The organism is Mixta sp. Marseille-Q2659 (assembly GCF_940807255.1).
Classification (GTDB): domain Bacteria; phylum Pseudomonadota; class Gammaproteobacteria; order Enterobacterales; family Enterobacteriaceae; genus Mixta.
This window is the reverse complement of record NZ_CALNWY010000053.1, coordinates 1-14,097: the sequence shown is the minus strand read 5'-3', so window position 1 is coordinate 14,097 and position 14,097 is coordinate 1. Positions and strand designations below refer to the sequence as shown.

9 protein-coding genes are annotated in these 14,097 nt (G+C 55.6%); 4 read left to right on the top strand and 5 right to left on the bottom strand.

Translation table 11 applies throughout. The features are described 5' to 3' along the window. Positions 1-479 precede the first annotated feature (479 nt). The 3 genes from araD to P3C52_RS20400 all read left to right on the top strand — a co-directional run bounded on the left by araD (position 480) and on the right by P3C52_RS20400 (position 3,338). Positions 480-1,181: an L-ribulose-5-phosphate 4-epimerase gene (gene araD, locus P3C52_RS20410; protein ID WP_275556695.1), complete on the top strand. Its 702-nt coding sequence runs from the start codon at positions 480-482 to the stop codon at positions 1,179-1,181. A 166-nt stretch (positions 1,182-1,347) separates the two neighbouring features. Further along, positions 1,348-2,331 (top strand): 2-keto-3-deoxygluconate transporter, encoded by a 984-nt coding sequence (gene kdgT, locus P3C52_RS20405; RefSeq protein WP_275556694.1) that lies wholly within the window; start codon positions 1,348-1,350, stop codon positions 2,329-2,331. Positions 2,332-2,471: 140 nt separating this feature from the next. Further along, positions 2,472-3,338 (top strand): crotonase/enoyl-CoA hydratase family protein, encoded by an 867-nt coding sequence (locus P3C52_RS20400; RefSeq protein WP_275556693.1) that lies wholly within the window; start codon positions 2,472-2,474, stop codon positions 3,336-3,338. A 10-nt stretch (positions 3,339-3,348) separates the two neighbouring features. Here P3C52_RS20400 and pdeR read toward each other — a convergent pair whose 3' ends face one another. The 5 genes from pdeR to P3C52_RS20375 form a co-directional block, all read right to left on the bottom strand. Beyond that, the gene (pdeR, locus tag P3C52_RS20395) at positions 3,349-5,334 is read right to left on the bottom strand and encodes a cyclic di-GMP phosphodiesterase (RefSeq protein WP_275556692.1); all 1,986 of its coding nucleotides are present in this window, start codon (positions 5,332-5,334) and stop codon (positions 3,349-3,351) included. A gap of 223 nt (positions 5,335-5,557) precedes the next feature. After that, the gene (locus tag P3C52_RS20390) at positions 5,558-5,848 is read right to left on the bottom strand and encodes a CstA-like transporter-associated (seleno)protein (RefSeq protein ID WP_275556691.1); all 291 of its coding nucleotides are present in this window, start codon (positions 5,846-5,848) and stop codon (positions 5,558-5,560) included. Beyond that, entirely contained in the window at positions 5,841-7,907 is a 2,067-nt protein-coding gene (locus P3C52_RS20385; RefSeq protein WP_275556690.1) for a carbon starvation CstA family protein, read from the bottom strand. The genes P3C52_RS20390 and P3C52_RS20385 overlap by 8 nt, the downstream gene beginning before the upstream one ends. Positions 7,908-8,125: 218 nt before the next feature. Then, positions 8,126-10,057 carry an exoribonuclease II gene (locus P3C52_RS20380; RefSeq protein WP_275556689.1) on the bottom strand — a complete coding sequence of 644 codons (1,932 nt, stop codon included), beginning with the start codon at positions 10,055-10,057 and terminating at the stop codon, positions 8,126-8,128. Between the two features lie 124 nt (positions 10,058-10,181). After that, a complete protein-coding gene (locus P3C52_RS20375; RefSeq protein WP_275556688.1) occupies positions 10,182-12,488 on the bottom strand; it encodes an FdhF/YdeP family oxidoreductase in 2,307 nt (768 codons plus the stop codon). Positions 12,489-12,736: 248 nt separating this feature from the next. Here P3C52_RS20375 and P3C52_RS20370 point away from each other — a divergent pair. Then, a partial coding sequence (locus tag P3C52_RS20370) for a PTS transporter subunit EIIC (RefSeq protein ID WP_275556687.1) occupies positions 12,737-14,097 on the top strand: 1,361 nt, incomplete at its 3' end.

Genomic DNA, 14,097 nt, shown 5'->3' with positions numbered 1-14,097 from the left:
GTGACTACAGCCGGTTAAAGACAGGGCAACGACGGCAGCCAGAACGGCAGCGGAAATGCGTTTTGCATTCTTACTCATAAAAACTTCTCCTTAATTGTTGCTCACAGAGGTAACCTTTCTAAGTATAGTCGGGTCGCTCTGCGCCTCAGGTTCGCTGACGCGTTATTTTGAAACGGCTCTCCTCCCTGTTGTAGCTGATTAAGCCTCAGCCGAACATTGTTGATTTCCGCGCTCATATTCACGTCAGGAACAGCAATTACCTCAACCAAAAATAAGGGTGCTAACTATCACCCCCGGTTCAATTGCCTCGAATAATTATAGGCACTACCAAAAGTTACAACAGGTTAAAAAATCCTAATTAAACGCGCAAAACTGGCTTGTCAGCCAGATCGCGTCATCTAATCAGCCAGCGCTTCCATACCTTTGCCGCACCAGCCCAATAACAATAGTGCATTTACGGGATTCAGGAGGGAAAGATTATGCTGGAACAACTTAAAGAGCAGGTGCTGGAAGCCAACCTGGCGCTACCGAAACACAATCTGGTGACGTTCACCTGGGGGAACGTTAGCGCCATCGATCGTGAGCGTGGTTTATTGGTTATCAAGCCCTCCGGCGTAAGCTATGAGGCGATGCAACGTGACGATATGGTGGTGGTCGCGCTGGAAAGCGGCGAGGTTGTCGAAGGCGATAAGCGCCCCTCATCGGATACCGATACGCACCGGGCACTTTATCTGGCCTGGCCGGATGTCGGCGGAATTGTGCATACCCATTCGCGGCATGCCACCATTTGGGCGCAGGCCGGACGGGATATTCCCGCCTGGGGAACCACGCACGCCGATGATTTTTACGGTGCGATCCCCTGTACGCGCCTGATGAGCGATGACGAAATCGCCGATCGGTATGAATGGGAAACCGGGCAGGTCATTATTGAAACGCTGCGCGAGCGTGACATTGCGCCGTTGGCGATTCCGGCGGCGTTGGTGCAATCGCACGGGCCTTTTGCCTGGGGGAAAACGGCGAAAGAGGCGGTTCACAGTGCGGTTGTACTGGAAGAGGTCGCCTATATGGCGCTGTTCAGCCAGCAGCTGACACCTGATTTGTCAGCCATGCAGCAAACGCTGCTGGATAAACACTGGCTACGTAAACATGGCGCGAACGCCTACTACGGGCAAAAAAGTTGATGCGTCACACAAAAATGAAAAATGCATCCTTAAAAAATGAAACGGCGTTTCAAAATAGGGTAAAGATCACTTTTCCTCTTTAATAATCACGCTATGTTGTTATCCATTGCCCCGGTGGGCGTTGCAGGATTGTTCACAGTCTTGCTCAACAAGGGTGGAAGACAACATGCAGATTAAACGTGCTATTGATAAAATCCCTGGTGGGATGATGCTGGTGCCCCTGTTTTTAGGGGCGCTTTGCCATACTTTTTCTCCCGGCGCGGGGAAATACCTCGGTTCTTTTACAAATGGATTGATGAGCGGTACGGTGCCTATTTTGGCCGTCTGGTTTTTTTGTATGGGCGCGTCGATCAAGCTCAGCGCTACCGGAACGGTGCTGCGTAAATCGGGCACGCTGGTGGTCACGAAAATCGCCGTTGCCTGGGTTGTTGCTGCTGTTGCTTCGCGCATGATACCGGAAAACGGATTTGAAGTTGGTATGCTGGCCGGGCTGTCGACGCTGGCGCTGGTTGCCGCCATGGATATGACCAACGGCGGCCTCTACGCTTCGCTGATGCAGCAATATGGTACCAAAGAAGAAGCGGGCGCCTTTGTTCTGATGTCGCTGGAATCAGGACCGCTGATGACCATGGTGATCCTCGGCACCGCCGGTATTGCCTCCTTTGAACCCCACGTTTTTGTCGGCGCAGTTTTACCCTTCCTGATCGGCTTCATTTTAGGCAATCTTGATCCAGAACTGCGGGAGTTTTTCGGCAAGGCGGTACAAACGCTGATTCCGTTCTTTGCGTTTGCGCTGGGTAACACCATCGATCTGTCAGTCATCGCGCAAACCGGTCTGTTGGGCATTATGCTGGGCGTGGCGGTGATTATCGTGACTGGAATTCCGCTGATTATCGCCGATCGTCTGATTGGCGGCGGAGACGGTACGGCTGGCGTTGCTGCTTCCAGCTCAGCTGGCGCAGCGGTTGCGACGCCGGTATTGATTGCCGAAATGGTGCCGCAGTTTAAACCGGTCGCGCCTGCCGCAACGGCGCTGGTCGCCACCTCGGTTATCGTGACATCGCTGTTAGTGCCAATCATTACTGCGGTTTACTCGAAGCAGGTAAAACGCCAGCGTGCGGCGATCGATCAGCGTGCGGCTATTAAATAACCATTCTTAACTGATTTTGACCCCGCTACGGCGGGGTTTTTTGTATTTTTTCTTAAAAATCAGTCCTTCATTCAGTGTTGTCTCGCTCTGCATTACGCTGGTGTTGCGTTTAACGCATCAAATATACAGAGGATGAGACTATGTCAGTATTAAACCAACCCACTTGCAGACTGTTTACCGAAATTGGACATACTACCCAGCTCGATGCCTGGTATGAGGAGGAGCGGCGGACAATGTGGATGATGCTGCGGGCGGAGCCGCGGCCTTCCTTTAATCATGCGCTTATTGAAGAGATCATGAACCTGAGCTATGCGGCGCAGCGTTCCGGTTTACCCATCGATTTTTGGGTGACGGGATCGCTGGTGCCAGCGATGTTTAACGCGGGCGGCGATCTGAACTTCTTCGTGGATTGCATCAAAAATGGCCGTCGCGAATCGCTTCGTGCCTATGCTCGCGCCTGCGTCGACTGCATTCATGCGGCGGCACGCGGCTTTGATACCGGCGCGGTAACCATCGCCATGGTCGAGGGCAGCGCGCTGGGCGGTGGCTTTGAGGCGGCGCTGGCCCACCACTTTATACTGGCGCAGAATAATGCGCGCATGGGCTTCCCTGAAATCGCCTTTAACCTCTTTCCAGGGATGGGCGGTTACTCGCTGGTAGCGCGCCGTGCCGGCATGAAGCTGGCGGAGCTGCTGATTTGCGAAGGGGAAAGCCATACCGCCGAGTGGTTTGAAACGCGCGGTCTGGTAGACAGACTGTTCCAGCCGGGCGAGGGCTACCGTGCGACGCGTACCTTTATTGATACGCTACGTCCGAAGCTTAACGGCGTGAAGGCCATGCTAAAAGCGCGCCAGCGCGTGCTGCAGCTCACTCGCGGCGAACTGATGGATATTACGGAAGATTGGGTCGATTACGCTTTTTCCATTGAAGAAAAAGATCTCGCCTATATGGAGCGTCTGGTGCAGCTGCAAAACCGCCTCAGCGCGCAGCTGCGTAAAGTAAGTTAACGGGAACTGATTAAGGCTTAGCAGGACGCTGAGCAAGCCAATGCTCCAGCTTATCTGCGGGCATTGGCTTCGCGTAATAATAACCCTGACGCTCATCGACGCCATTATCCAGCAAAAACTGCTCTTCCTGCTCGGTCTCAATGCCTTCCGCAATGACGCGCAAATTTAACGCTTTCGCAACGGCGACAATGGCCCGCACCAGCGACTGGGCGATCGGCTGTTCATTCACGTTGCGCACAAAGCTCTGATCCAGCTTAATCGCATCAATCGGCACGCGTGCCAGCTGTGACAGGGAAGAATAGCCGGTGCCGAAATCGTCCAGATGCACCTCCGCGCCCAGCTCGCGAAACTGATTCATCAAGGTCAACGCCTGCTGTTCATTTTCAATCAGGCAGCTTTCGGTCAACTCAACATCGATAGGGCTGCTGGTCATGCCGCTGAGCTGTAACGCCTGCTTCAAATCGTTATAAATACTTTGATCGAGCAACTGACGCGCCGAGACATTTACCGCCACGCGCAGATGAATGCCCTGGCGTCGCCAGTCAATAATCTGCTGCAGCGCGGTCAGCATCACCCAGCGGCCAAGCGGCACAATCAGGCCGGACTCTTCGGCATAGGAAATAAACTCATTTGGCGGGATCAGGCCGCGCTCCGGCGAAAGCCAACGCACCAGCGCTTCTGCACTGATAACCTTGCCGCCCGCGCTGATTTTCGGTTGATAGTGAATAATCAGCTGCTGATGTTCCAGCGCCTTACGCAGGTTGGTGTCCAGCCACAAATACTCAAATACGCGCTGATTCATTTCTGCGGAAAAGACGCAGGCCTGTCCACGACCATTCTCTTTAGCGTGATACATGGCGGTATCGGCGTTACGGATCAGGCTCTCGCGATCTTCGCCGTGCTGCGGCGCCAGCGCGATCCCCACGGAGCAGCCGGTGTAGACCTCAATTAAGCCGATACGGAAGGGCTGACGCAGGCGCGTTAAAATACGATGCGCCATCTCCTCCAGCGCCACCTGTGAAGTATCTTCCGCCAGCACAATAAACTCATCGCCGCCGAGCCGTCCCAGCGTTTGCCGAGGTTCCAGGCAGGTGAGAACCGCCAGCGAGACGGCCTGAAGCAGCTGATCGCCGAACATATGTCCGTAGGCGTCGTTAACCTTTTTAAAATTATCCAGATCGAGATAGACCACGCCGATCTGCTGCTGCTCGCGCTTTTCCAGCACCTCGGTAATACGCTGATGAATGGCGTTACGATTAGGCAGGCCGGTGATGGTATCGGTATTAGCCAGCACGCGCAGCCGCTCCTGCGCGCGCCGCTCTTCGGTAATATCGGTGCCGGAGCAGATCAGGAATATTTCATTTTTGCCGCTGCCGCTGTGGACGAACTTATTGCGAAACAGAAACAGGCGCTGGCCCTTGCGCGTTTTGATCCAGCGCTCCACTTCATAGGAACTGCCGTCGCGGAAAAAACCGGTGATATTGCGACGTGAAGCCAGCGCTTCCTGCCGTGTCATAAATAGCTGAAAGACGTTACGGCCAATCACTTCCTGCTCTTTAAGCCCGGTATACTCCTCACTAAGGCGGTTAAAGCGTTGAATATTGCCGTTCTGATCGAGAATAACAATTACCGAGTTGGCTTCAGAAACCACCTGTTCAGCGAAAGAAAGGCCCTGGGTTAAGTCGCGCGCCACGGATGAGGTATCGCCCCAGGCCGACGCGGTGCCAGCCCATTCCCCCTGATTCACTTTACGTCCGACAAAGTGCATGGGAAATTCTTCGCCGCGCAAATTTATCACCAGATTTACGCTGGAAGTCACTACGGTCATGGCGCGTAACATCTGCGCCTGTGAGGGGGAAAGCGGGACCGCCAGGTTGGTTTCCGCCAGTTCTTCACGAGAAAGTTTTAGGGCATCACTATCGGAGGTGAGCTGCCAGTAGGGGCTGCGGGTGCCAAAGAGCGTAAAAAGCAACGTTTGACCCTGATCTTCAAGCATACGGACCATCCTGTAAGCAGATCGCGCGACTATCACTATTTTAATAATACTGTTTGATGCAATAGATAAGCTTTGTGCATTCGCAAATATTATTCTTTTCTGATGAAAATTAACATTCAACGTAGCCGATCGTTCAGAAGGCGCCATTTTACATGGCGCCTGATAATTTGCTCAGCGTTTTGATACTAACAGCTTATTCAGAAAGGTAAAACTTGCTAATAAATCAGCAAGGGCATTTCCCCATCTTGCCCGCCTGGGCTGGAAAGCGCGCTTCCAGGCAATAGCGATGAAACGCCTTTTCGCTCATCGGCGTGGTGAGAGGATGTTGCTGCTGCATATGGTGCAGGTAATTTTGGTAATCCTGCACGCCCACCATCAGCCGAAAACTTTGCGTCAGCCGCTGCCAAATCAGGCGCCAGCCCTGCGGAGGCGCGGCTGTTACAGAGAGCAGGCGGCAGCGCTGAATGTTAGCAAGCTGGCGTGGCGCGGTAACAGGACGAAGCATCTCAGACATGACGTACCTCTTTACGCAGCGCGGGCTCGGTTTCATGGGTAGTAGGACGGTCGCTTTTCAGTGCGCGACGAATCACGAAAAAGGCAGCGATCAGCATCGTTACCGCCACCAGCATAAAGAATCCACACAGCGCGGCGTTGATCTGATTGCTTAGTACGATAGTCTGCATATCGGCCACGCTTTTCGCCGGCGCAATCACCACGCCATCCTCAATCGCTTTGCTGAATTTATTCGCCTGCGCCAGGAAGCCGATGGAGGGCTTTTCATGGAAAATTTTCTGCCAGCCTGCGGTCATCGAAGTGATAAACAGCCAGACCGTCGGCAGGATGGTTACCCAGGCGTAGCGCTGTTTTTTCATCTTAAACAGCACCACGGTGCCGAGGATCAGCGCCATTGACGCCAGCATCTGATTGCCAATGCCGAACAGCGGCCACAGCGTATTAATGCCGCCCAGCGGATCGACCACGCCCTGATAAACAAAGAAGCCCCAGCCCGCAACCGCCACCGTCGTTCCGGCCATATTGCCCAGCCAGGAACGGTTATTGGCCAGCCCGGGAACCAGCGTGCCCGCCAGATCCTGCACCATAAAGCGACAGGCGCGCGTACCGGCATCGACGGCGGTAAGAATAAACAGTGCCTCAAACAGAATGGCGAAATGATACCAGAACGCCATCATGGCGCGGCTGTTAAACACATCGGTAATAATATGCGCCATGCCGACAGCGAAGGTTGGCGCACCACCGGCGCGCGACAGAATCGAGGCTTCGCCGACATCGCGTGCGATGCCGTTTAACATCTCCGGCGTCACCACAAATCCCCAGCCGTTAATCACCTGCGCGGCATTGTCTACCGTGGTGCCAATCAGCGCCGCCGGCGAGTTCATGGCGAAGTAAACACCCGGATCGATAACCGAGGCGCAGATTAGCGCCATAATGGCCACAAACGATTCCATCAGCATCGCGCCGTAGCCGATAAAGCGAATATGGCTTTCGCGCTCGACCAGTTTGGGCGTGGTGCCGCTGGAAACCAGCGCATGGAAACCCGAAATAGCGCCGCAGGCGATAGTAATAAACAGGAAGGGGAACAGCGCGCCGGAAAAGACCGGTCCGCTGCCGTCAATAAAGCGCGATATGGCGGGCATCTTCATTTCCGGCATGGCAAACAAGATGCCGACGGCGAGGCCGACAATCACGCCGATTTTCAAAAAGGTGGAGAGGTAATCGCGCGGCGCCAGCAGCAGCCATACCGGCATTACCGAGGCGATAAAGCCATAGGCGACCAGCACCCAGGTCAGGGTGGTGCCTTTCAGGGTAAAGAACGGCCCCCAGTAAGGATGCTGTGCAATATCGCCGCCGTAGATAATCGCCGCCATCATCAGCACGAAGCCGATAATCGACACCTCGGCGATTTTGCCCGGACGCAGAAAGCGCATCCAGACGCCCATCAGCAGGGCGATAGGAATGGTGGCGGCGATGGTGAACAGGCCCCAGGGGCTGTCAGCCAGCGCTTTAACCACCACCAGCGCCAGCGCCGACAGGATAATAATCATCACGCCCAGCGCGCCGAGCATGGTGATGACGCCCGCAAAGGCGCCCAGCTCCTGGAGTGCCATCTCACCCAGCGAACGGCCATCGCGTCGCGTTGAGATAAACAGCACCAGAAAATCCTGCACCGCACCCGCCAGCATCACGCCGACCAGGATCCAGATGGTGCCGGGTAAAAAGCCCATCTGCGCGGCCAGAATCGGCCCCACCAGTGGGCCAGCGCCGGCGATGGCGGCAAAATGGTGCCCGAACAGCACCCATTTATTGGTTGGCACGTAGTCAAGACCGTCGTTATAGCGCTCGGCGGGCGTGATGCGATTGTCATTAAGTTCGAAAATATTCTTAGCGATAAACAGGCTGTAAAAACGATAAGCGATGCTGTAGCAAGCGACTGCCGCAACCACCAGCCAAATGGCGTTTACCGACTCGCCACGGTTTATCGCCAGCATGGCGAAAGCAAACGCGCCAATCAACGCCACCGCTAACCAGATCAGGCCGGTTTTGACGTTTCTCATGACTAACTCCTTGTGCATCCAGAGGGAAGAGGAATGAAAAGCAAGTTAGAAAATAATTTAAAGTTTTGTTAAAGAAAGGTGAATTTAAGAGAAGTGTGAGGCGGTGGGCGTTTTAACGATGAAAAAAGAAACGAGAAATTTGTAATGTCTGAGGCGGTTAATAAAACGGGGCGGCACCAGGCCGCCCCGAAACGGACGCAAGCAGGTCTTTCAGCGCATCAGGCAGCAGGGCGCGCCACGATGCTCCGGGTTTCCATACGCACTTCGGCAATGGTCACGTCAATCACATCGGTAACGCGATAAACCACTTCGCCTTTAATCTGCACGGTGCCGCTCTCCTGGCTGCAAACCAGTTCGTCGCGCACGGCGTGGATAAAAGGCGCCGGAATAAAGGCGACTGCGCCGTTAGCCAGCAGGCGTACACGCATCCCGCCGCGGGAAACATCAATAATTTCCGCGCTGAAGCGGGTATCGGTGCCAGCCGCTTTGTTCAGGAAACGGGCGTAGAGCCAGTCGCCCACGTCGCGCTCCGCCATACGGTTCAGACGACGACGCTCGCTCATTTTCAGGGTCACTTCATCGTTCGGACGCGATGCACTGTCGCCGCGAATAATCGCTTTCAGCAGACGGTGGTTAACCATGTCGCCATATTTACGAATCGGCGAAGTCCAGGTGGCATAAGCCTCAAGGCCCAGGCCAAAGTGCGGGCCCGGCTCGGTGCTGATTTCCGCAAAGGACTGGAAGCGACGAATACGGCTGTCGAGGAACTGGGTCGGCTGCGCATCCAGCTCGCGGCGCAGCTCGATAAAGCCCGGCAGCGTGGCGATTGCGGCGGCATCGGCGGTCACGCCGTGATTTGCCAGTACGGCGGCGGCCTGTTCAGCGTTGGTCGCGTCAAAGCCCAGATGCACGTTGTAGATGCCGAAGCCGAGCTTGTCGCGCAGCACCATTGCGGCACAGATATTGGCGGCAATCATCGCTTCTTCAACGATACGGTTAGCGATGCGGCGCGGCTCCGCGATGATGTCCAGCACTTCGCCTTTCTCACCCAGCAGGAAGCGGTAGTCAGGGCGATCTTTAAACACCAGCGCATGTTGCTGACGCCATTCCACGCGGGAGAGGCATACGCGATGCAGCAGGCGGATCTGCTGAGCGATGGCCTCGCTGGCAGGCTGCCACTCGCCGCTGTTTTCCAGCCAGTCAGAAACCTCGTCATAAACCAGTTTGGCTTTCGATTCGACCCAGGCGGCAAAAAACTGCACGTCGGACAGCGCGCCGTCCTGAGCGACGGTAACGCGGCAGGCAAGTGCCGGACGACGCTCATTCGGACGCAGCGAGCAGACATTGTCGGAAAGCTCACGCGGCAGCATCGGAATATTGAAGCCCGGCAGGTAGTTGGTAAAGGCACGCTCAGCGGCGATCGCATCCAGTTCGCTGTCGGCAGGCACATAAGCGGTAGGATCGGCGATAGCGATAGTCAGGCGCAGGGCATTATCCGCCAGTTCCTCAACATAAAGCGCATCGTCCATATCTTCCGTGCTGGCGCTGTCGATGGTAACGAAATCCAGCGCGGTTAAATCTTCACGCTCCAGCTGTTCATCCAGCATCTCGCTGAAGTTTACCGCTGGCGCTTCACGCTCCAGATTATGGCGTGACAGTGTCACCCACCACGGCGCCAGATGATCGTCGCCGGTAGTGATAAATTCGGTCAGTTCGGCATAGAAGCCACGGTCGCCTTTCAGCGGATGACGGCGCATTTCAGCAACGGCCCAGTCTCCGGCCTGAAAATCATGTTCCAGGCTACGTACCGGACGACACGGAATGGCATCTTTAATCAGGGGATGATCGGGAACGATCGAGAGGCGGTCATCTTTTTTCTGCACCCGGCCAACAAAGCGCGTCAGGAACGGCTCAACCAGCGTTTCCGGTTCGGCAATTTCGCGGTCTTTATCGGTTTGCACGGCAGCGATAACGCGGTCGCCAGCCATCACTTTTTTCATCTGCGGCGGCGGAATAAAGTAGCTTTTCTGCGCATCCACTTCTAAGAAACCGAAACCTTTCTCGGTGCCTTTTACCACCCCTTCCACACGCGGCGTCTGGGCGTGGAGCTTCTCTTTTAGCTGCGCAAGCAGCGGATTATCCTGGAACATAGTTGAATTCAGTTTCGTGGCCTAAGAGCGGCAGACAGTTTTACGCGATTCGCTGTCGCCCGGCAAGGTGTAATAAACGTAAAAAGCCGGAAAGATCCGGCTTTTTACACAGGCTTACAGGCTATCAGGCAATACGCTGCGTGACCACGTCGGCAGATAAAGAAATTTTCACCGGCACCGATTTAGAGGTCGGCGTGCCGCTGCCGTCGCCAAAGCTGGAGAGGGGAACCAGCGGGTTGGTTTCAGGATAATAGGCGGCGAGATTGCCGCGCGGAATATTGTAAGGTACCAGCTTAAAGCCGGTGACCCGACGCGTAATGCCGTCGTTCCACAGGGTTTCAATATCGACGTTTTGTCCCGCATCAAAGCCCAGCTCGCTCAGATCGTCCGGGTTAATGAACAGCACTTCACGCTGACCGTAAACGCCGCGATAGCGATCGTCGAGGCCATAAATGGTGGTGTTGTACTGGTCGTGCGAACGCAGCGACTGCAGCGTAAACGGCACTTTCACATCGCCCAGCTGCGGGAACAGTGAGGTCGGCAGCGCCGCCGCGCTAAAGTGCGCTTTGCCGCCCGGCGTATTAAAACGCAGCTCTGCCGCGGCATTGCCCAGATAGAAGCCGCCAGGCTGCTCGCATTTCTTATTGAAATCGGCGAAGCCAGGAATAGTGGCAGCAATATGATCGCGGATTTTATTGTAATCTCCCGCCAGTGCCAGCCAGTCTACCTTAAAGCTGCTGAGAACCGCATTGGCGATGCCGGCGACAATGGCGGTTTCCGAACGCTGCGTATCGGCCAGCGGTTTACCGACGCCTTCAGAAGCATGCACCATGCTGAAAGAGTCTTCTACGGTAATAAACTGCGATCCGGTTGCCTGAATATCCTGCTCGGTACGGCCCAGCGTCGGGAGGATCAGGCTGTCACGGCCCGGCACCAGATGGCTGCGGTTCAGCTTGGTGCTGATATGTACCGTCAGGCCGCAGCGCTGCATCGCTTCTTCAGTGCGCGGGCTGTCCGGCGCGGCGGCGGCCAGGTTGCCGCCCAGCGCGATCAGCACTTTGATCTCATCGCGCAGCATCGCTTCCAGCGCTTCTACGGTGTTGTGGCCCGGTGCGCGCGGCGGTTCGAAATTGAAATGCTGACCCAGCGCATCCAGGAAGGCCTGCGACGGCTTCTCATCAATGCCCATCGTGCGGTTGCCCTGTACGTTACTGTGGCCGCGCACCGGGCACAGGCCTGCGCCTTTCTTGCCCAGCTGACCAAACAGCAGCTGCAGGTTAACGATTTCACGCACCGTATCCACGGAGTGCTTGTGCTGAGTAATGCCCATCGCCCAGGTACAGATCACGCGATCGGCGCTCTGGTAGATTGCGGCCGCTTCGCGCAGCTGTTGCTCGCTCAGGCCGGACTGCTGTTCAATTTGCTGCCAGCTGGTGGCATCGACCGCCGCCAGATAATCTTCCACGCCCTGGGTGGCCGCATTAATAAAGGCTTCGTCAAACAGGCCTTTCTCACCGGTGGCGAGGCGTGCGCGATGGGTTTCCGCCAGCGCTTTCACCATGCCGCGCACGGCGGCCATATCACCGCCCAGATTCGGCTGATAATAGGTAGAGCTGATGGTGCCCGCTTTCGAGGTCACCACTTCCAGCGGCTTCTGCGGATCGGCGAAGCGTTCCAGCCCGCGCTCACGCAGGGTATTAAAGGTAACGATTTTCGCGCCGCGATCGGCTGCGTGACGCAGGCTGTGCAGCATACGCGGATGGTTGGTGCCTGGGTTCTGACCGAACACGAAAATCGCATCGGCATGATCGAAGTCGTCGAGGCGAATCGTTCCTTTGCCGACGCCGATGCTGCGTTTCAGGCCGCTGCCGCTCGCTTCATGACACATATTGGAGCAGTCGGGAAAGTTATTGGTGCCAACCATGCGACCGAACAACTGATAGAGCCAGGAGGCTTCATTACTGGCGCGGCCTGAGGTGTACAGCTCCATCTGGTCGGGATTGTCCATCGCATGGATATGCTGCGCGATCAGCGCAAAGGCGTTATCCCAGCTGATGGGTTCGTAATGATCGGTCAGGCGGTTATAGCGCAACGGCTCGGTCAGGCGGCCCTGATATTCCAGGAAATAGTCGCTCTGCTGATAAAGGGTGCTGACGCTGTGAGTCGCGAAGAATTCGGCATCGACAAAGCGGCGGGTTGCTTCCCAGGTTACCGCTTTGGCGCCGTTTTCGCAGAAGCTGAAGGTGCTTTTGTTATCGTCGCCCCAGGCGCAGCCGGGGCAGTCAAAGCCTTTGGCTTTATTCATGCGCATCAGGTTGCGCATATTTTTCAGGGCTTGTTTGCTGTCAATAACGAAACGGGTGGTGGCTTCAAGTGAGCCCCAGCCGCCCGCCGCGGCCTGGTATGGTTTAATTTGCGATTTGAATTTCATGATACTTGCAGGTTTATTGTGTTTATGAATTGTTAAGCATTTATTGCTTCTTTTGCCGGGAAGTCTGCGACTGGTTAAATAGTTTGTCTAATTGATTGACTTAATGGTGTGATAGGTCTCCTTTATCGCGTTGCGGAAAAAGTGTGAGGTTGTTCAAGTTTTGTCCGCAGGCTACCCCTGGCGGTGCGGTGCTTCCGTCCCGGCTGGCTAATACTGAAGCTTTCTGACCAGCGACAGAGGCGGGGTTTATGAAGGATTTCACCAGTAAGGTTCACGCATTCGGCAAAGCATTGATGATGCCGATTTCTGTAATAGCCGCAGCCGGTATATTTCTTGGCGTGGCTGCCGCGATGCAGAATCCGGCCATTACCGGCGAGGCTTTCGCCAATATGCAAACGCCGCAGTTGATCATCGGTTTTATTCGTAAAGTCGCCGGCGCGCTGTTTGCTAACCTGCCGGTCTTTTTCGCCGTCGCCAGCGCCATCGGGCTGGCTAAAGCGGAGAAGCCAACCGCCGCCTTCGCTGCGGTGATCGGTTTTATCGCCATGCACGTCGGGATCAGCGCTACGCTGGCGGCCAAAGGATTAACCGCGCAAACTACCACGCCGGAAGCGTTACAGCAGGCTGGCATGGATCAGACCGCCGCCATGATGACCTCGGCAGAATATATTGAGATGCTGGGGATCTTTACCTTCAATATGAGCGTATTGGGTGGGGTGATTGCCGGTCTGCTGACGGTGATGCTGCATAATCGTTTCTATACGCAGCAGCTGCCCACCGCCATTAGCTTCTTTGGCGGGCGGCGCTTTGTGCCGATCGTGACGGTGGTGGTGCTGCCGCTGGTGGGCGTGCTGCTGGCGCTGATCTGGCCCACCATCGGTGCCGGTATTGCCTGGGTCGGTGAAATTATTGGTAAAAGCGGTCAGTACGGCGCCTTTTTACTCGGCACCTGCGAACGTCTGCTGATCCCAACCGGCCTGCACCATATTTTAAATGAAACGGTACGCTTCACGCCGATCGGCGGCATCGCCACCGTGGATAATCAAACCATCGTCGGTGCCTTAAATATTTTTAATACCTCACTGACTCACCCCGGCAGTATCCCGGATGAGACGGTGCGCAGCGCCACGCGCTTCCTGGCGCAGGGTAAAATTCCGGTGATGATGTTTGGCCTGCCTGCGGCGGCGCTGGCGATTTACCATACCGCGCGCCCGGAACATAAACAGCGTGTGAAAGCGCTGGTGCTGGCCGGGGCGCTCACTTCCTTTACTACCGGCATTACTGAACCGCTGGAATTCTGCTTCATCTTTGTTTCACCGGTGCTGTATATCCTGCACGCGCTACTGACCGGTCTCTCATTTATGCTGATGTCGATGCTGCACCTGATGATTGGCAATGTGCAGGGCCCCGGCCAGCACCAGCGCTTTCACACGCTGTTTATGTTCCGGGCGCGCGGTATGGTAAATCGCCAGCGCCGCCGCAGCCTGCCTGCGGCGGCGCTGGCGATTTACCATACCGCGCGCCCGGAACATAAACAGCGTGTGAAAGCGCTGGTGCTGGCCGGGGCGCTCACTTCCTTTACTACCGGCATTACTGAACCGCTGGAATT